This window comes from Jidongwangia harbinensis (genome assembly GCF_020216025.1).
GTDB lineage: Bacteria > Actinomycetota > Actinomycetes > Mycobacteriales > Micromonosporaceae > Actinoplanes > Actinoplanes harbinensis.
In genome coordinates this window covers 1-18,600 of the sequence record NZ_JAIWNC010000028.1, presented here as the reverse complement: position 1 = coordinate 18,600, position 18,600 = coordinate 1, and the positions used below count along the sequence as shown (strand labels likewise).

Genomic DNA, 18,600 nt, shown 5'->3' with positions numbered 1-18,600 from the left:
TCCTAGGCGCCGACGGCTGCAGTCCGTAGGCGCGCAGGTTTTGTCGGTCGGCCAGAACTGCACCAGGCAGGAATCATCGGAATGTGTCGATCCGGGGACGCGAACCCCACCGGCGACGACAGGTATTAGGGGCCGTGGGGCGCCCGCAGGGACGGACTCTTTTACTCGGCCCGGCGCCGGCTCCGCGCCGCGGAGGGGGAGGGGGGAGGGGGGCACAACCTCGCAGCTGACCCGTACTGCCGAGCCGATGCCGGGCCGGCGTGCTCCGTACGCTCCCGGGCGATTGATCGCGCCGGCGACTCGGGCGGTGGGGCACCGAACGATGAGACAACCCTCCAGAATCGGTCACGGCCCTCCAGAGTTTGCGCGCGCCAGTGCGGATGTGGTTCGGCAGGTCGGCGACGCGGGGTCGTCGAGAGCGGGCGCAATGCCCGGCAACTGCAACTACCGCCGCGCCCGTCATCGGGCCCTGTTCACCGTCCGGACGGGACCGACACCGTGCTCCGCTCTATGCGTTCACTCTCTGGGGCGTCATGATGACGGAATGAGACAGCGGTCGATGCTGTACGGGCTCCCATCGGTTACCGTGCTGTCCGCGTTCGCGATTCTCGGCTTCCGTTTCGACTGGTGGAAGGCGTTCACCGATCCGGGCGAGGGCGTCTGGCCCTGGGTCGAGGTGATGAGCTGGATCGTCGGTATGACGACAGGCACCCTGTCGCTGATCCTCTCGTTCCGAGGTGCGGGTGTCCCGGCCCCGGCGCCTCCCGCCACTGCGACAGCGCCGACCCGCGACCCGACCCTGCTGGACCGCGAGAAGGAGTACGACGGCCTGTACGACCTGTTTAAGCGCGACCTGCCGCCGGGTGTGGTGCGGGTGGTCGGCCTGGCCGGATTCGGCAAGACAAAGGTCGTCGACAGCGTGCTCGGCGATCTGGAGAAGGCCGGCGTGTCGCTGACCGTGTACCGGCACGTTCTAACTCCCGGGCTGCGCTTCGACGTCCGCACTCTAATTGGTGATCTTGAGGGTTTGGATGAACCGGCGGAACTTCATCCCGGCGAGACCCGACTCGCTCGTCTGCGGCTCGCGCTGCGCAACGCCGGGCTGACCCGCATCGTGATCGTGATCGAGAGCGCCGAGCATTTGGCCGTCCCGGACGGGCGGCACCACGTCGACCTCCAGGTGGACGAGGCGCTGGAGGCGATCTACCGGCACGAGCTGCATCGCGCCACGGTTGTCCTGGTCAGCCGGGACGCCTTGGATTCGTCCGGCCCGCGGCTGTGGACGCAAGAGTCGGCGACTTCGATCGGCAAGCTGCCACGCGCGGAGTTCAGGAAGTTCCTGACGGATCGCGACGCGGAGTTCGGCAAGATACCGGAGGCACGGCACGCCGTCCTTTACGACCGGCTCAACGGCAATCCGCGATGCGGCCAGCTGATGCTTGCCATCGTCGCGCTCGCCGAACCAAGCCGCGCCCTCGGGATCAACGTGGTCGCGGACACCATCGTCGGCCTTGATCCGCTGACCATGCCACGCCGGCTCGCCGGAATCCTGGTGGAGAACCTCGAGGACCTTTCCCGTGAGGTGATCGAGGCGGTGGCCGCTTTCCGGACGACGATGGACGCCGTCGCGATCGCCGCGACCATCACTGCGCCGGTCGCCCCGTCGGTGGTCATCGCGACCCTGCAAAGGTTCGAGAAGCACGAGCTCGTCCGCCGGATCGATGACGGGTATTGCCTGACGTTCGCCGACGCCGATTGGTTCTTGCCGGTTGCCCCGGCGGCACGGTCCGCGCTCCTGCGTCGGGTCGCGGAGGTGCTGCGGTCGCGGCTGCCGGCAGATCCGCGCTCGCTCGACGACCTGCGCATGCATTTCGCGTATGTCGCGGTCCTGATGGAGGGCCGGCGCTATCCGATGGCGTACGCTGCGATGGAGTCGATGACCGGTGTCCTCAAGCGGTGGAACTGTGGTCATCTGCTGCTCGCCGAGCGGAAGACGATGCAGGGCAAGATCGGCATCCCCGGCTTGGAGATGCTCAACGACAACGAGCTGGGGCACGCGTACGCGTCGGTCGGCGACTTCGACGCGGCGAACATTGCCTACGGGCGGGCGCTGGACGAGGCCAACAAGCTAAGCCACCCCGAGATCTCGGCCACGATCCGCTACAACTTCGGCACCTACTACTGGCTGTCCGGGCGCGCCGACCTCGCCTACAACTACTACGAGGAGGCCCGGAAGGAGGCGCGCCAGCAGCAGTTGCCGGCGGTCCTGCGAGCCGCGCTGAAGGAATTGGCCGAATGCCACCACCGCTGGGGTCAGTACGACCGCGCTTTCGCCCGTGCGAACGAGGCGCTCGCCCTCGCCGACGGCGAGCCGATCGGGCTGCTGCTGCGGATCGCCCGGTGGCGCGTCGAGACCGGCGACACTGGTGCGGCGGGAGACCTGATCCGGCGTGCCCGGGCAGCTGCCCGCGACAGCGAATGGCATCTGGCCGCCTGCCATGAGGCCGAGGCGGACCGGCTGCTCGCCACCGGGTCCTTCGGAGGTGCCGGCGACGAGGCGGCCACCGCGCTGGAACAGGCGGTGCAGACCAACAACGCCGTCGTGGTCCTTCAGGCTCGCACGACTCTCTGCTGGGCTGCCCTCTACGCCGGGAAACCGGAGGAGGCCCGCCGGCACATCGAAGATGCGGAGCCGTACCGGGCGCCGCGAAGCGCCCTGGCAGTGCCCGCCCTGAACGCGCTGCTGCACCAGAAGTCCGACCCCGCCAAGGCGGCGGACCTCTTCCGGGATCTCGCCGACGAGGCCGGGGAACGGGTCCGGGACGAGAACGACCGCGGCGCCCGCGACATGCTGGGATTCGCGATCGCCGCGCTCTCCCCCCAGCCGGAGGCGGCCCTGGAATATCTGGTCACCCCCGATTGCGGCGCCTCGGTCCTGCGTGCGCGCCGCGATTTCCTCTTGAACACGCTTGCGGGGTACGCGCAACCGCCCGGCCGCCTGCAACCGTTGCTCGACGCCCTGGCCAGCAACTCCTCACGCCCCACGGACTGAACTCCCTTCCCCCGGCAGCCAGCCGAGCTCCTGGGCTCGCAACACCGCCTGCATCCGGTTGCTCACGCCCATGTCCCGGTAGATCTGCTTGAGGATTCGGTACATCGCCCGCTCCGAGTAGCCGGCCGTGTCCGCCAGGTCCGCCACGGTGGACCCCGCTGCCAACCGCCGCAGCCACGACAGCCGCTCCTCCGACAAGGTCGCCGGTCCGGCCTGCGGTGCGTCGGCCAACATGGACAGCAGTTCGGCGGGCAGCACAGCCTGCCCGTCCGCCGTGGCCTCCACTGTTCGCAACAGGGCCGCGGGACCCGCCGTACGCAGCAGGACCGACCGTGCGCCCATCCGCACCGCCCGGATCGCCGCGGGGTGCAGGTCCTGCAGCACGGCGATTACCGCGACCTCCGGCATGTCGCGCAGCGGGACCAGCAGCCCCCAGTCGGGCCCGGCGAGCAACGTCAGCAGGACGACGGCGGGACGGCGGGATTCCGCCCAGGAGCGTACGTCCTCGGGAACCTGCACCTCGTGGCCGGCCGCGGCCAGCACCGTCGCCGCTCCCTGGCCGAACAAGGGGAGCGGGTCGAGCACGGCGACATGCAGCACCGGGGAAGGCTAGACATCCGCGGACCGGAACGGACAGAGCGGCGCGCCTAAATAGGCAGTGGCATGCCGCCGGAACGTCATCATCCTGTCACAACGTGTCATGGACCCGTATCGAGGCCGTCCGTAGCTTCCGAGGTGGAGACTCTCACCGGGGAGGCGCCCATGGTTCCCGAGAACCCGTACATGCCGGAGCACCTCAGTGCCATGATCGAGCAGCTGACGCCGAAGACGCGGCCCCGAGAACTTACCGACCCCGTCTGGAGGCTCATCGTCAGGTGCTATCAAACACCACGGGACTACTACTTCACCTACATGGACATCTACGAGTGCCTCGACAAGTTCGAGTGCTCGCGCGCGCCCGACCGCGGTGAGAACAAGATCGAGCTACCGTGGGTGCTGTTCGTCCGCTCCAAGCAGTGGGCATGGCCCGTCCCGCAGGACGTGAGCTGACCGTCAGGGGCCTATCGCATCGCATCATGCGACACGTCAACTAGTGCCGTGACCACGAACGTTCGCGGTGTTGGGTGACACGCCGTTCGGCCTGAAGGACGGGCGGTGTTTAGCCGTTCAGGCTGTGACGGTGGCAGATCCCGTACGCGTGCGGCGGCTCGGTGACCAGGAAGGTCAGCAGCTGCTGAGGATCACGCGCAGAGGCACCGGTTCACCGATCCGATTACGGCGGGCGATGGTCGTGCTCGCCTCGGCCGGAGGGAACACCGTGCCGGCTATCGCTCGTTTGGTGCAGGCGGACGAGGACACGGTTCGGCAGGTCATCCACCGGTTTAACGAGTTGGGGATGGCCAGCCTGGACCCTCGCTGGGCGGGTGGCCGTCCCCGCCAGATCAGTCTTGACGATCAGCAGTTCATCGTCGCGACGGCCAACACCCGCCCTGAGAGTCTGGGGCGGCCGTTCACTCGGTGGAGCGTCCGAAAGCTCGCCGACTACCTGTGTGCGCAGGCCACCCGCCCGATTGAGATCGGGCGGGAACGGTTGCGGCAGATCCTGCACCGCCACCGGATCACCTTCCAGCGGACCAAGACATGGAAGGAGTCCAACGACGCGCACCGCGACGTGAAGCTCGCCCGGATCGAGTACGTGAGCAGCCGCTTCCCGCTGCGGGTGTTCGCCTTCGACGAGTTCGGCCCGCTGGTGATCCGTCCGCAGACCGGCGCCGGGTGGGCGCCGGCCGCGCATCCGAAACGGCTGCCCGCGAACTATCACAAGCTGCACGGCGTCCGGCAGTTCCACGGCTGCTACTCGGTCGGTGACGACCAACTCTGGGGTGTCGTGCATCGCCGCAAGAGCGCCGCGAACACCCTGGCAGCGCTCAAGTCGATCCGCAAAGCCCGGCCGGACGGGGCGCCGATCTACGTGATCCTGGACAACCTGTCCGCACACAAAGGCACCAAGATCCGCACGTGGGCGGCCCGGAACAAGGTCGAGCTGTGCTTCACCCCGACCTACGCCTCGTGGGCCAACCCGATCGAGGCCCAGTTCGGGCCACTGCGTACCTTCGTGATCGTCGGCTCGAACCACCCGAACCACGTCGCGTTGACCCGCCACCTTCACCGATACCTGCGCTGGCGTAACGCCAACGCCCGCCACCCCGACGTCCTGGCCGCGCAACGCCGCGAACGCGCTCGCATCCGCAGCGAACGACAACGACGCTGGGGCCAACCAGCCGCACGAGCAGCGTGACCCAACACCTCAAACGTTCTTGGTCACGGCACTAGCGAAAGTTCACTCGTTGAGCTGATACTCGCGACCTAACCTAAGCCACACGACCGCTCCGACCCAAACACACCCGGGTATCGGGGCTGCTCGGCACGGGATTGCTGAAGCTGTTCGTTCCAACTCCCACAATCTCACCGTCTCCTCTGGTCCACTGCCCGCGCCGGCCGAATTGGGGGGGCGTCCACCGACGTCGTTGCCGGTGTGGCCAACACGTCATAGACGTAGGCCCTTGAACTCGCCCAGGTATGCTGGACGACGACCAGGGAAGACACGCATGAGCATGCCGCTGACCGATCTGAGTACTGGGGGTCAAAGGAGGAGGCCAAGGTCGCCTGAACTGCCTCGGTTGTGCGATTCCGCAGCTCAAGTCCAAGACTTCTGCTTCGTTAAGGCAGCGAAGGCCTCATCCGGGGGTCCGCATGGCGCTCCTGGACCGCTTGACCCGCGGACCTTTGCCTTGGTGACCTTGGTGGCTGGTCAAAGCGGGAGTGGGGCAGTGCTCTCGGAATTGAAGGAACCCTGCAAGCTCCCTGGTAGAGGCGGTTGAACTAGCGAGTCGGCTCCCGTCCGGAGGCTCGATAATCGCGTGCACGGCGCTCACGGATGCCGCAACTAGCCCGGCGTGAAGCGGCCCCCCTCTCCAGTTCCATCATCCTGGCCAGCGCACGAGTGGCGTTGTAGGTGCAGCGCTTGTACAGGCGGGCACATTCCCGCCGCGTTGAGTCGACCAGCACCCGGGTTCGCGTCCACTTGCCTGACCGTCGACCTGAGCACCGGCAACGAAGTGATTCTGGCCGGCGCCGGCACCCGCGGCTACTCCGGTGACGGCGGCCCGGCCACCGGCACGGAACTGAATCTGCCGTCGGGTCTGCACGACCGTGGCGGACCGGCCGTCGACCCGGCGGGCAACGTGTCCGACGCCGGTAACCATCGTATCCGCCGCATCGACGCCGGCGGCATCATCACCACGGTGGCCGGTAACGGCTCGGACGGCGATGGCGGCCCGGCGGTCGCCGCCGCCCTGCGGGCGCCGTGCGACCTCGTCTTCGACGCCGCGGGCAACCTGCTGGCGGCGGATCGGGACGCCGGGACCGTACGCCGGATCGCCCCGGACGGCACGCTCGCCACGATCCCCGGCGCCACGGGCTCGCCGTGCGGGCCGACGGCACCGTTCTGGTCGCGCAGACCAGGGGGATCGATCCGGAAGCCGGGCGACAACCTGTGGAGCATCGCCCACGCGCAGGGTCCACGCGCCCCGGCAACCGCGTGGAACGACGCCGACATCGCCCGATACTGGCATCGTCTGATCACCGACAACCGAGACCGGATCAGGTCCGGACGGCCCGGGCTGATCTATCCCGGCGAAGTGCTCGAGCTGCCGCCGACGACCACGACGCCGACCGGCTGATCGGCGGCGGGCGCCTCTGTTGCACGCTCGTCACGCCGAGGGCGCAGTGGCGCTGTTCGAGCATGCCCGGGCGCGGTTACGCCGGGAGCGGGTGCTGCAGCCTGGGGTGAGCGTGCTGGCCCGGCTGGGCTGGTGTCGACCGTGCGGGAGGAATCCGGCCCTGTCGCGTGCGGGTTTGCCGTGCCGACTCTTAACTAACCGCAATCGTCGGCACGACTCGTTGCCTTAATCTACGTCAGTGCGTGTCCGCGCTGCGGCCGGCCGGTCGTGCCTGTCGGTCAGGGCGGGCGCCGGGCTCTAACCTGCCGCGGCGACGTTCGTTCAGCGTGCAGCAGGCAGTCAGGTCCTCGCTGCTTAGAGCGCTACGTCTGCTCATGCATGTAGGCTCGTCACGTGCGTCCCTTGCTGTCCGTAAGCGCTCAGAACTTTCGGAGTCTCAAACGGGTATCCGTAGAACTCCAACCCTTGAATGTCCTCGTGGGGCCCAACCAAGCGGGCAAGAGCAACTTCCTTGACCTTATTGCCTTCCTCGGCGACTCCGCGCGCCACGATCTACAGTCGGCGCTTGAACGCCGCGGCGGTTACGATCGTGTGCGCTTCAGAGGCGATACTACGGGCGCGGTGGCGATCGAGGTCAAGGCCAACGTTACGCGCTATAGTCACGAGAAGACTCCTGATGAGTACCGCCTGTCATTTTGGACGCGGCGAGCGTCACGCGAGCGTCGCGTACTGGTACGCCAAGAGCAATTCACGTTTAAGCGTACAGCTGGTAGAGGTCGCCGTATCACGGTTAGTGGTGGGAAGGCTGAATTCATCCGGGTCACAAGTGGGTCCGAGGATCCGGAACAGAGCTTACATCTGAGCACCAACACTCTGGCACTCGCCGCTCTCCGCCAACTCCCCAAGAGTGAGGGGGGCGAGGAGATTGATCGTGTGGCTCAACTCTTCAGTAACTTTCGGGTGTTCAACCCTGATGTCGAATCAGCCAAACAGCCGTCGCGCATCTCGAAACGGTCGCTTTCTCCCGATGCGGGCAATCTCGCGTCTGTCATCATGCAACTGATGAAGGACGACGACGTATATGGCGACTTCCTTGACGATGCTCGTGCAATGGTTCCGGGCCTGGAATCTATTGAGCTTGAGGGAATCGATGGGCCCGCGCCATCCATGGCGGTGAAGCTGGTTGAGCGAGGCCTGCGTTCGAATACCTACTTGGCAGATACATCGTATGGCACGATACGGGTACTTGCGCTCTTGGCCCTGTTGTACGACCCGCACCCGCCGCAATTGACCTGCATTGAGGAAATCGATCACGGATTGCATCCCTACGTGTTGGACAGGCTTGTTGAAAGGCTGCGCGAGGCGTCAACGCGTACCCAACTGCTCATCGTGACGCACTCACCTGCACTCGTGAACCGGCTTAAGCCCGAAGAATTGCTAGTTTGTGAGCGATCGGAGGATGGGTCAACAATCCTTCCTGCGGCCGACCCTGAGGAAATCCGGCTCAAGGAGGCGGCTACTGAGGGGCGATTGGGATTGGGTGAACTGTGGTTCTCTGGATCGCTCGGCGGAACGCCATTATGAGTTCTCGCCGACGCGCAGGTCCTTGGGACCGGGCATCCTCAATCTTAATATTCGGCGAAGATGAAAACGACACCAGATCGATCCGTGAGGTCGTATTGGCGGCTGTTCCGACGTTCGCAGGCGCTGTTAAGCCGCTTCGCCGACCTCCAGTCTTCAGCAAAGGCGCCAATCCGGAGAGCGTCCGAAGTCACGTGTCCGGAATGTGCGATGTCATACGCGCTGAGATGGCGACTTCCTCCGTGGTGTGCGTGCTCGTGCATCGGGATTGCGACGCGGTAACTCCAGCTCACGTAGGTGATGCCAAGGAGATTGAAACGGCATTCCGCGCAGAAGGTTTTGATGTAACTGCGGTTACGCCCGCATGGGAAATGGAAGCGTGGCTTTTTCTGTGGCCAACTGCAGTGTCGGCCTACCGGTCACATTGGAAACTGTCTCAGAGGTACATGGGTCGTAACACCGGACTTATCAGGAACGCGAAGGAGGAGTTCCGACGCGCTGTCCGCAACAACAGGTATCGCGACTATAGAGAGTCAGATGCTCCCGGGATCTTCGCCAAGGTTCGCGAGTTGCAAGTCCTCGACAAGCCCGAAGGCACTAACGCTTCCTTCTCAGATTTCCGCACCGCTCTTAGCGCGCTGCCGTAGGAGGCTCCCGACGAGTCACCGACCGTGCGCTTCCGTTCGACACCGTCGCACCGACGATTCGAGTGGCGGAAGGGGCGCCTGTTGGGTGCCACTTCAGGGTGAGGACTCTGGCCTGGGGAGACCCGGGTCGGGCAGGCTTGGTGGTGTGGTGGTTCATACGGTCGCGTTGTTGATCGTTCGGCGGGTTCTGGGGGTGTTGGGCTGTGGTCCGACACCGGACGCGGATGCGGTGGAGATCGCGGTGTTTCGGCATCAGTTTGCGGTGCTGGCCCGGCAGGTGACGCGTCCGCGGTATACACCGGCGGACCGAATGTTGTTGGCTGTGCTGGCGAAGCTGTTGCCGCGGGAGCGTTGGGCGGTCTTCCTGGTCACACCCGCGACGCTGCTGCGATGGCGTCGGGAGTTGATCGCCCGCCGGTGGACCTATCCGCCTCCGGTCGTGACCGGCGCGGTGTGGACGAGGAGATTGTCGCGCTAGTGGTGCGACTGGCGCAGGAGAACCCTCGCTGGGGGTATCTGCGGATCGTGGGGGAGTGCCGTGACCTCGGCGTGCGGGTCTCGGCGACCTCGGTACGGCGGATCCTGCGCCGGCATGGTCTCGGGCCGGCACCGCGGCGTAATGGCCCGAGCTGGAGCCAGTTCCTGCACATTCAGGCCGGCGGTCTGCTGGCGACGGACTTTTTCACCGTGGAAACGGTTGGCCTGACTCGGCTGTAGGTACTGTTCGTTGTCGACGTTCAACGACGCGGGGTGCATCTGCTGGGGATCACCGCCCACCCGACAGGGGCGTGGGTGGTGCAGCGGGCCCGGAACCTACTGATGGAACTGGATGAACAGGCACGCCGGTTGCGGTACCTGATCGGGGATCGGGATGCGAAGTTCAGCGCCGCGTTCGACGCGGTATTGGTTGCGGTGGGCATTGACGTGGTGAAGATTGCGCCGCGGGCGCCTCGCGCGAATGCGTACGCGGAGCGCTGGGTGCGCACGGTTGGGTTCGAGTGTGTGGACTGGACGCTGATCTGGAGCGAGCGCCAGTTGTACGGGGTGCTGGCTGGGCATCTGCGCCATTACAACACTGAGCCCTTTTCATCCTGCGTAGCGGTTGGCTTCGACGTGGTGCAGGGCGAGAATGGCCTGCACGATCGCGGTCGCGCGGCGTGGGCAGCAGCGCAGCTTGGCCAGGATTTTCCAGGTCTTGAGCGTGGCGATCGCGCGTTCACCGCGGGCGCGGATCTTCGCGTGCGCCCGGTTGACCGTCTTCTGCCGGCGTGACAGCTTCGGCCGGAAGCGGCGCCGCTTGAACGGCGCACGCTGCCGTGGGCACCCTGATAACCCTTATCGGCGAAAGTCATGACGTCGGCGCTGGTCAGCGCGTCGATGATGCTGTGGGTGCGGGCGGCGGTCAGGTCATGCGTCGAGCCGGGCAGAGCGGCCGAGGCCCAAACGAGACGTCCGGTCGCGTCCGCGATGACCTGCACGTTCATGCCATGGCGCTTGTGCTTTCCGGAGTAGTACGGCCTCTGGTCGGCGACCCGGTCGATCGAGATCAAGGTGCCGTCCAGGATGGCGTAGGCGAGCAGCCGGATCCTGTCCATCGCTGTGGCCAGGTCGTCGGCGGTCGCGGCGAGCAGGTCGATGGCCTCGCGGGCGTAGCGCCAGGCCGTCGTGACACCGATCTTGAACCCGGCGGCGAGCCGGGTCAGGGTGTCACCGTTGCGCAGGTGGGCCAGAGCGAGCAGGGCCTGCCGGCCGGGGTCGAGGCGCCGCCATCGGGATCGCCGCAGCTCACGGTGTGCCCGGATGAGGACGGCGAGGTGGTTCAGGCTGCGGGTGGACAACGGAATCGCGGCAGGGTAAGACAGCACAGCGAGGCTCCCGGTTGGGGCATCTGATCTTGGTCGATTTGCTGTCTTACCGGGAGCCTCGTCCTACATGGACACCGGCCTCCCGCACTGCCCGTGACCTGCGCCGTCACGATGAAAAAGGCTCACTGCTCGTGCACGCTCACCGCGCGAACAGCAACCACGCTGTTGCGCCCTTCGAGGTGTGTCCGTGCGCCGGCGGTCGGAACGCACGTCCATATCATCGGGGGCACCAGCCCGCGAAGACGTCAGGTCATCATGTGGCCGTTGGGCAAGGGCACCCAAGGATGCAGTTGACGCTGTGCACAGCGGTCGGTGGTGGCTGTGTCGTTAACGTGGTCTCCAGAGAAGGGACTTGAGGGACAGCCGGGCCTCTGAGTCTAGCCAGTCAGGATTCTGAACGATCAGCACCCAGGTGTCTTCGGGCATCTCACTCGGCAATAGGTCGAGCGCTGCACGCTCGTCGGGGTGCGCATTCAAATACGTTAGGTAATCACGAAGTTGTAAGCTGATCCGCCGGGCAACCCTCCGTTGTGCGGTAGGGGCGTCGGCGGCACGCTCGAATTCGTGAATCATTTCGTTGAGCGGGGTCGGTGACAGGACACCCAGGCAGTACATCTGCCGGTACAGCACCGCGATGCCGCCGGTTGCAAGGTCACCTGCCGCCGGCCATTGAAGTTGGCGTCGCCAGTCGCTCACGACGGCTGGAACGCGCTGGCCTGAGAGTAGTTCGGCCGCTGTCCGGGCGACTTCAAAGCTGTCGCAAATCGTCTGTTGGAGAGCCACCCACAACGGCCCGACAGACGGGTGGGCTAACGGGTCGGCGGCGCAGGCCCATAGGTTGCGCGCGATCGCAGAGGCGATCCGCTCGGCGTTCTCCGCCATGGTCACACCGAGCAGTGCAAGGAACGGCTCGTCGACCGGCCCGACCGCGGCGACCGGATCGTACTTTCGCGGCGCCGGTTCAGTGGGGGTGGTGAAGCGCTCCGCCACCGGGACCTGACACGAGGCCGTCACGATCCGTCCTACTGCATCCTCCAGACTGTCGTTGTGTGGAGCAACGACCTCCATTAGCGAGGCGATGAAGTTTAAGTAGACGTCCTGGCCAGCCCGGGTACGAGCTCGCGCCCGGTGATTGATCAGCATGAATTTGATCAACTCATCGGCCCCGTCGTCGAAGCTGTCGTTCAGGATTTGTACGGCTAGCTGGGACACCATGCGCCACGATACGTCGCCGAGATGCGGCTCGATCTTGCCAAATACCTCAGCCGGACGCGGGCGCTCTTTGACTAGTTGCGCTGCGGTGAAGTATTCCAGGAATGTGGGGTGAACAAATCCGTAGTGCGGTTCAAATTGGTCGGATCCGACATCGGTTATGACCCACGCTCGCCCGGCGCAAAAGTCGAGGAAGTCCGAGGCTGCCAGCTCTGCATCGAGTACGTTAGGGAAACGTCGCGATTGGAGGTAGCTAGTGAGGAACTGCATCCATTCACTGCGAGGCAGGGCCTGACGGCCCTGCGCGTCGCGAAACAGGTGGATCGCCATCTTCTGTACCGCCGGCCGGATATGCGACTCGTAGCGATGGGCAACTTCGATCCCCCGCTGCCGATCCCAATTCTCGAAGAGCAGGTTCGCGCACTTGTTGTAAATTTCCGGTCGATTTGTGGGGATATAGCGGACCGCTGAGTACAGCGAACACAACAGGGACAGCAACAGCGCATTTGACCGCAGGTCGGAAGCCAGTTCGCTTTGTTGCATGAAGCCGTCGGCTAGTATCTCGGCCTCGTTGTCATCACCGAATGTGTCCAGCCGGAACCAGCGTACGACGTACTCGGCTACCTGGCTGCTGTCGAACGGTCTCAGCTCAAAGGTTGAGAACAGGCTGGGGTCCAGCGAGGCTTCGCCGTACCCCACCCGCCGTGAGGTGACTATCACCCGGGCCAACGGATAGAGATGGACAAAACCTTGCACGAGGTCGAAAAACGATTCCCGCGCCGAACTGTCACCTAGCTCATCGACGCCGTCGATGATGACGGTGCCGAGACCGTTCAGCAGCAGGTACTCGATCGCCCCGGGCGGAGGAAGCAAGTTTCTGGGACGCCGGCACGACGCATGTAAGTAGTGCATCAGCGGTTCGTGGTCGGTGCGGATGCCCTGCGAGAAGTCTCGGACCTTGAGCAGTAGGGGCACCTGGCCGCGATGCCGTTCGTAGACGTCGGCCGCCAGATCGTGCGTCAGCTTCGCGGCTAGAGTGGACTTACCTGCCCCTGGGTCACCAAGGATCACCAAGTTGCGTTCCAGATCGAGCAGTTCGGAGACCGACAACGAGCCATAGCCCTCAAAAAGTGAACCTGGCGCGGGCACCCGTGAGTACGCCAAGTCCGGTGGGACGTACAGCTGCGAGTACTCCACCTTCCTGCGGGCGCCGTTCGCCGCCACCTCTAGCTTGCTATGCCCGAATTGGGCCGCACTACGCAGCATTTCGGCGAAGCTGTGAATCTCCGAGGTCGATCGGAGGCTTGCGAGCAGTTCGCCGTTGCGCACCGCCGATGCGGCGACGCTTGCGGCGGTAACCACTGCCCAGCCGTCTCGCTGGAAACCGGGCGAAGAGGCACGGGTGATCGCCTCAACGGCGCTGTGCACCACTTGCTCCAGAACATCCGTCGCGGTGAACAGCTGGCCTCTGTCGAACGCTTGGCGATGCCGCAGACCGCTACGCAGCTGTTCACGCAGCGCGGAAGTGGTTTCCTCATTGCGTGGCATGATCATTGCCTGCTTTACAGTCTGACCGAATTGGGCTGATTCGACAAAATCGATAAATGATCGAATCTGAACGCTTGATAGCTCGTTAACGAAATTCTCACTAGGGAGGCCCGCTGCTACAGAAGGATCGGTTGACAGGATGCGCATAGCGTCTTCGGCAACCTTCGCCCGCTGCCGTGGAGTGATCAGTTTCCGGGACACCAGAAGCGTCAATGCCTTTGTGGCCGCGTGCGTTGCAGCCTTGCCGGCTGCCAGGCCCAGGGCGGAGATCGCGATGACACCCTCCCTGTCTGCTCAGTATCGCGGGGTACGATCGTACCGCCAAGAAAAGATCATTCCCATCCTGGCACTGAGAGACCCGCCGGGGCCTGCCACCACTCTGAGCGACGCCATGCACTTCGGATGGAACTATCACTCGGATGAGTGCTTGCCATGAGGTTTGAGGTGTGGAGTCAGCGAGTCTGATGACGATCATCATAGACGTTACTGAGCCCCGTGCGCTGCATCGCAGCCCGCGATATCCTACGGCTGATATTGGTGAGTCCCTGTACGGAGATGTGGTCGGCGTTAACGGCTAGGTCAGTAACCAGAGGCTATGAAACATCGGCTTACATGATCTCGTCATTGACTGCGCGTGATTGAGGGTGCAATTCTTAATGGACTGAAGCGGATGTTCCGGCGCCTCGTGCCTATATACGGCGTTCGGAATTGCGGCGATGTACACAACGACTGATCCACTGGCCGTCCTCCCATGCGCGGGGTGACAGCCCGGCCGCCCGGAGGCGACAGTCGACGGACGGCCGGGTCTCACGTCACCGGTGGCCCAAGGCTTCCGCGCTCTGGCAACCGGCTATGGAAAGACTGCCGGCAAGGAAGGCAGCACCGGACCCTAGGTACAAGGACGTCTCAAGACTTCTACACGTCCCGGCACAGCGATGAAACTCGCACCTGGGAACAAGGAGAAGAAGCTGGCTACGTCCGAGATCACTTCAAGGATCTGGCGAATCCATGCAAGGCCTAACTTGAAGCGTCGGCTGGTACGGCAGCGATCGTGTATCCCTCCTCTTATCTCGGCCGTCTGATTCATCAGCCTGGCGTACGCCGTAGTGCCGAGGTTCGAAGCAGTGGGGCGTCATGTTCGTCGCCGGGTCGGGGGTAGCGCGTATGGTCGAGGAGCAAGTTGTCGAAGGGCCAGTTTACGCAGGTCAGGCGGTGTGTACTTCGTAGACTTCGGTCTATGAGTGGCTTTGCGGAGAGCGGCACGCTGGACACCGAGCGGCTGCTCGGTGGTGTGCACGATCCGGCTCACACCTTCCCGCCGGTCATCTATGTCCCGTGTGCGCCGACGGAGACCGATGCCGAGCTCGCCATCGATCTCCGGGTGACACGGGACGGGCGACTCGCGCTGCTGGTCTATTCGGCGATGGACCGGTTGATCGCGCACTGTGGGCCGTTCCAGCGGTGGACCGTCATGCTCACCAAGGACCTGGAGCAGGTGCGTTCGATCACCGGCTTCGAGCTGGTGCTGCTCGATCTGGACATTCCCGAGGAGTTGCGTCGTACCGGGGACGAAGCCGATGGCTGACCAGACCGATGCGGACCTGAGTGCGCTGGACACGATAGCCGGCCGGCTGGGCGAGTCGGCCGACGCCCTCGATGCCGTCGGCGGCAGGGCACCGGGTGTGCCGGACGCCGGTGAGGTCTCCGGAATCATCGGTGCGGCGATCGCTCACCTGACCGAGAGCGCCGGCAATCTGGTATTGGGGATGAAGGGTGCCAGCGAGGCGGTCGCCCAAGCCCGCCGGGACTACGCCGGCCGGGACCAGGCGGCGGCGGAAACGTTCCGGGGGTACTGATGCCCATCGACACGCAACTGGAGGGCGATCCGGCCAGCATCCGGGCTTCGGCCTCGTGGCTGACGGCGTCGCTGGCCTCGGCGGTCGGTGAGTCCGTCACCGACCTGTTCAAGGTTCGGGACGAGGCGGAGAGCGGCTGGCGTGGCGACGCCGGACCGGCGTTCTCCAGCAAACTGGATGCCGGTGCCCGCGAGGCCGACCGCCTGCGCGCCGACGCGGAACGAGCGGGGCGGTCGCTCAACTCCTACGCCGACGACCTCACCACGGCCCAGGTCGGCATGCAGCGGGCTCGCGCCATCGCGCTGGAGGGCGGGCTTGCGCTGGCCGGCTCCACCATCCTGGACCCGGGGGCAGGCCCGACGCTACCGGCGGCGCTGTCCGCGGCGGCGACGCCGGAGCAGGCTCAGGTGTACCACGGCCAGGTCACCGCGTACCACGAGCATCAGGCGAAGGTGACGGCATACGCGCAGGCGGAGGCGCAGGCGAAGTGGGCTCGCAGTATCGGCGACTTCGCCAAGGACACCCTTCAGAACGCTCTGGACGACCTCCGGAAGAAGCCGGTGATCATCGCCGCCGGCTTTGTGAACGAAGGTGTCATCGGCGGTCTCGCCGCGCGGCACGTGAGCCAGCTGAAGAAGCAGAGCGACCTGCTCAAGGCGGCCTCCGAGGACGCCGTCAACAACTATCTCAAATCGCGCGGTGGATCGCCGGAGGCGAAGGCGCTCAACCTCGCGTCCTGGCAGAAGTACCTAGAGGCCGACGAGTTCGAACGCAGAGCCCTGCGGGCCGGCAGCAAGATCGAGGCTCGCATTCCCGTCATCGGCCTCGCCGTCACCGCGGTGGACATCGGCTACGACATCCATACCGGCAAGCCCGTCGGGAAGGCCGTCGTCAGCGGTGTCGGCGGCGCCATGGCCTCCATGGCCGCCGGGGCGGCAGTGGGCACCATGATCGGCGGGCCGGTCGGCACGGTCGTGGGCGCGGGAGCCGGCATCGTCATCGGGATGGCGACCAGTGGGGCTCTCGACGCCGCCTACGACCGCTTGCCGGACGGCACCCAGCAGGCGATCGACGACGGCTTCAAGGCGATCGGCGAAGGCGTGTCCGACGCCGGCGAAGCGGTCGGCGACACGGCGAAGAAGGTCTGGAACAGTATCTTCTGACTTCACGACAGGGCGTACCCGAGATGGATCAGAACCAGGACCCACCCGCCGGCTGGCCGGCCCCGCGTCGCACCGCCGTCCGGGTGCTGTCGGCAGCCTTCCTCACGGTGGTCACGGCCGGCTTGGCGCTGGCCGCAGTCGCCACGGCAGTGACCGGGGACGCCGTCCCGGCGGTCGTCTTCGGCCTGAGCGCTGTCCTAGGCGCCCACATCGCCGGCATCGCCATCAGCGGTCTGCGTAGTCCCCGCCCGGCCGACGACGTCCGGGTTTTGGGAGAGACCGACAAGGGCGAGAAGGGGCTAGCTTTTCCGTACGCTCGCGGACCGTACTACTGGCTGTCCGTAACGCTGGCACTGGTGGTGCTGCTGGCCGGCGGATTCGCCGCGGTGGTGGCCGCCGCCGGTTCGGTGACCGGCTGGATCGTCGCCGCGATCGCGGGAGGGTTCGCGGTCTTCACCGGCTGGTTCCTCGTCGTACTCCTGCGCCTGGCTCCGGGCACGATCGTGCTGACCCCTACCGGCATTTACCACCGCTCCCTCGTCCTGGAGCACTTCGTTCCGTGGGACGCGGTCGTGGATGTCCAGCCCCGGGAGGGCCGGAACCCGTGGATCACGGTCCGGGCCATGCCCACTCCCGGCACGCGAGAACGACGGCACACCGGCCGATTCGTCACCTTCGAAGGCCAGGCCCTACCCTTCATGATCGCCCGCTCCTACTGGCTCGGCGCCCACGCGCTGCCCGCGTACCGGGCCCTCAAGTTCTACGTCGAGCACCCGGGTAAGCGGTCCGCACTCCGCAGTGTCGATCAAGCCGTCCGTTGATGGTCGGGGCAGTACAAGCGGCTAGGTTGCATTATCTGTTCGGCAAGCGCGACGAATCTTCGGCCGCCGCTGGTCAGATAACTCGAGCGAGTCCGGCGAAGACGGCGGCGAGTCGTGTGGCCGGCGGATTGTCGAGTGCTATGTCGTAGTGGCCGCGTCGCAGATTCTGCACGAAGGCGTGCCCGGCGATGACCACCTGGGCCCTCCGATCGGTCTGGAGGCCGCGCATCGGTCGTAGCCGGCGCTTGAGCCGGCCGTGATCGGCCTCAATCGGAAGGAACGAGCCCTCGCCAGGACCACTCCACCAGCCACCAAACCCGGACGCTACAAGCCGACCGACGCCGTTCTGGCCTTCCTCGACAGCCTCTGAACAGACCCGATTATCCCGAACAACCTGGACCCAGATCCCGAGCTGCCCGGCCCAGACCGGGTCAGCTCGGGATAACCAGAGCGTCGGGATAATACGAGACCCGACCCAACAACTCCGCCAGCATGATCACCATCGCGATGATCGACAACCTCGCCAAACGACTCACCGCCGAAAGCACCCCAACGTGGCGATACGGTTAGAACCACTTAACACACAAACAACGTCAATCAGACGTCCTCTCAGAGGGCGGTCCGGGAGGTTATGCCCGTTCCGGGGTGAGGGTGAATAGGCCGGGTTGGGTCTCGGTCAGGATGTGCCGGTTGACCAGGCGTTTCAGCTTGGCGCGGATGCCTTCGGTGTCCTTGGGTTCGGTGCCGATGCCCAGGGCGAGGCAGACGTCTTTCGCGCGCAGGGCGCTGCGGTCGGGTGTGAACACGGCGAGGATCTGCTGGTAGGGCTCGCTGATGATGGCCGGCTCGGAGGCGGTCACTTCGTTTTCGAGGATCTTGGTCAGGGTCTGGCGGGTCGTCGCCAGATCGGCCAGTTCACACTCGATGCCGGCTACCTCGGCGGCGAGCTTGGCCTGCTGCTCACGTAAGTCGTCGAGGGCAGCCGACGCGGCCGCTTCCCGGGCGGCGATCAGGTCGAGGATGGTTGTGGTGTTCACGCCCGTTCACCGCCAGGACGGGGTGCTGGTGCCGGTCAGCCGGCGCACGAGGTTGGCCGCCGAGGCCCACAGCGT

General features: G+C 65.3%; 14 protein-coding genes and 3 pseudogenes. 12 read left to right on the top strand and 5 right to left on the bottom strand.

Annotated elements, in window-relative coordinates:
• Positions 1 to 586: 586 nt before the first annotated feature.
• Complete coding sequence (locus tag LDL48_RS29770; RefSeq protein ID WP_225257823.1) at positions 587 to 3,052, top strand: tetratricopeptide repeat protein; 2,466 nt, start codon at positions 587 to 589, stop codon at positions 3,050 to 3,052.
• On the opposite strand, the gene LDL48_RS29765 is transcribed toward LDL48_RS29770, so the two are convergent.
• Positions 3,035 to 3,652, bottom strand: a complete 618-nt coding sequence (locus LDL48_RS29765) for a helix-turn-helix domain-containing protein (RefSeq protein ID WP_225257822.1) — start codon at positions 3,650 to 3,652, stop codon at positions 3,035 to 3,037. The genes LDL48_RS29770 and LDL48_RS29765 overlap by 18 nt on opposite strands.
• Before the next feature lie 135 nt (positions 3,653 to 3,787).
• Here LDL48_RS29765 and LDL48_RS29760 point away from each other — a divergent pair, with 135 nt between their 5' ends.
• From LDL48_RS29760 to LDL48_RS29735, 6 genes are all read left to right on the top strand, one after another.
• Complete coding sequence (locus LDL48_RS29760; RefSeq protein WP_225257821.1) at positions 3,788 to 4,102, top strand: hypothetical protein; 315 nt, start codon at positions 3,788 to 3,790, stop codon at positions 4,100 to 4,102.
• Positions 4,103 to 4,232: 130 nt separating this feature from the next.
• Positions 4,233 to 5,351: an IS630 family transposase gene (locus LDL48_RS29755; RefSeq protein WP_225257961.1), complete on the top strand. Its 1,119-nt coding sequence runs from the start codon at positions 4,233 to 4,235 to the stop codon at positions 5,349 to 5,351.
• Positions 5,352 to 6,105: 754 nt separating this feature from the next.
• Positions 6,106 to 6,795, top strand: coding sequence for an NHL repeat-containing protein (locus LDL48_RS29750; RefSeq protein ID WP_225257820.1), 690 nt, complete (start codon positions 6,106 to 6,108; stop codon positions 6,793 to 6,795).
• Positions 6,796 to 7,188: 393 nt separating this feature from the next.
• On the top strand, positions 7,189 to 8,379 hold the full coding sequence (locus LDL48_RS29745; protein ID WP_225257819.1) for an AAA family ATPase: 1,191 nt from the start codon (positions 7,189 to 7,191) through the stop codon (positions 8,377 to 8,379).
• A gap of 789 nt (positions 8,380 to 9,168) precedes the next feature.
• Positions 9,169 to 9,501: a hypothetical protein gene (locus LDL48_RS29740; RefSeq protein WP_225257818.1), complete on the top strand. Its 333-nt coding sequence runs from the start codon at positions 9,169 to 9,171 to the stop codon at positions 9,499 to 9,501.
• Positions 9,477 to 9,740, top strand: coding sequence for an IS3 family transposase (locus LDL48_RS29735; protein WP_225257817.1), 264 nt, complete (start codon positions 9,477 to 9,479; stop codon positions 9,738 to 9,740). Before LDL48_RS29740 ends, LDL48_RS29735 begins: the two co-directional genes overlap by 25 nt.
• Positions 9,741 to 10,109: 369 nt before the next feature.
• Here LDL48_RS29735 and LDL48_RS29730 read toward each other — a convergent pair.
• Positions 10,110 to 10,888: pseudogene (locus LDL48_RS29730) on the bottom strand (transposase family protein).
• A gap of 327 nt (positions 10,889 to 11,215) precedes the next feature.
• A complete protein-coding gene (locus LDL48_RS29725) occupies positions 11,216 to 13,795 on the bottom strand; it encodes an NACHT domain-containing protein (RefSeq protein ID WP_225257816.1) in 2,580 nt (859 codons plus the stop codon).
• Between the two features lie 1,090 nt (positions 13,796 to 14,885).
• Here LDL48_RS29725 and LDL48_RS29720 point away from each other — a divergent pair.
• Genes LDL48_RS29720 through LDL48_RS29705 form a run of 4 tightly spaced genes read left to right on the top strand, consistent with a single transcriptional unit; the run spans position 14,886 to position 17,488 of the window.
• Positions 14,886 to 15,233, top strand: coding sequence for an SAV_915 family protein (locus tag LDL48_RS29720; protein WP_225257815.1), 348 nt, complete (start codon positions 14,886 to 14,888; stop codon positions 15,231 to 15,233).
• Positions 15,226 to 15,504, top strand: coding sequence for a hypothetical protein (locus LDL48_RS29715; protein WP_225257814.1), 279 nt, complete (start codon positions 15,226 to 15,228; stop codon positions 15,502 to 15,504). The genes LDL48_RS29720 and LDL48_RS29715 overlap by 8 nt, the downstream gene beginning before the upstream one ends.
• Positions 15,504 to 16,667, top strand: coding sequence for a hypothetical protein (locus LDL48_RS29710; protein WP_225257813.1), 1,164 nt, complete (start codon positions 15,504 to 15,506; stop codon positions 16,665 to 16,667). The genes LDL48_RS29715 and LDL48_RS29710 overlap by 1 nt, the downstream gene beginning before the upstream one ends.
• Before the next feature lie 23 nt (positions 16,668 to 16,690).
• Positions 16,691 to 17,488 carry a hypothetical protein gene (locus LDL48_RS29705; RefSeq protein ID WP_225257812.1) on the top strand — a complete coding sequence of 266 codons (798 nt, stop codon included), beginning with the start codon at positions 16,691 to 16,693 and terminating at the stop codon, positions 17,486 to 17,488.
• 73 nt (positions 17,489 to 17,561) lie between these two features.
• On the opposite strand, the pseudogene LDL48_RS29700 reads toward LDL48_RS29705, so the two are convergent.
• Positions 17,562 to 17,759: pseudogene (locus tag LDL48_RS29700) on the bottom strand (DDE-type integrase/transposase/recombinase); the annotation flags it as partial.
• A gap of 191 nt (positions 17,760 to 17,950) precedes the next feature.
• Here LDL48_RS29700 and LDL48_RS29695 point away from each other — a divergent pair.
• Positions 17,951 to 18,058 (top strand): annotated as a pseudogene (locus LDL48_RS29695) (IS5 family transposase); the annotation flags it as partial.
• A 59-nt stretch (positions 18,059 to 18,117) separates the two neighbouring features.
• On the opposite strand, the gene LDL48_RS29690 reads toward LDL48_RS29695, so the two are convergent.
• Positions 18,118 to 18,525, bottom strand: a complete 408-nt coding sequence (locus LDL48_RS29690; RefSeq protein ID WP_225257810.1) for a hypothetical protein — start codon at positions 18,523 to 18,525, stop codon at positions 18,118 to 18,120.
• Between the last annotated feature and the right edge of the window lie 75 nt (positions 18,526 to 18,600).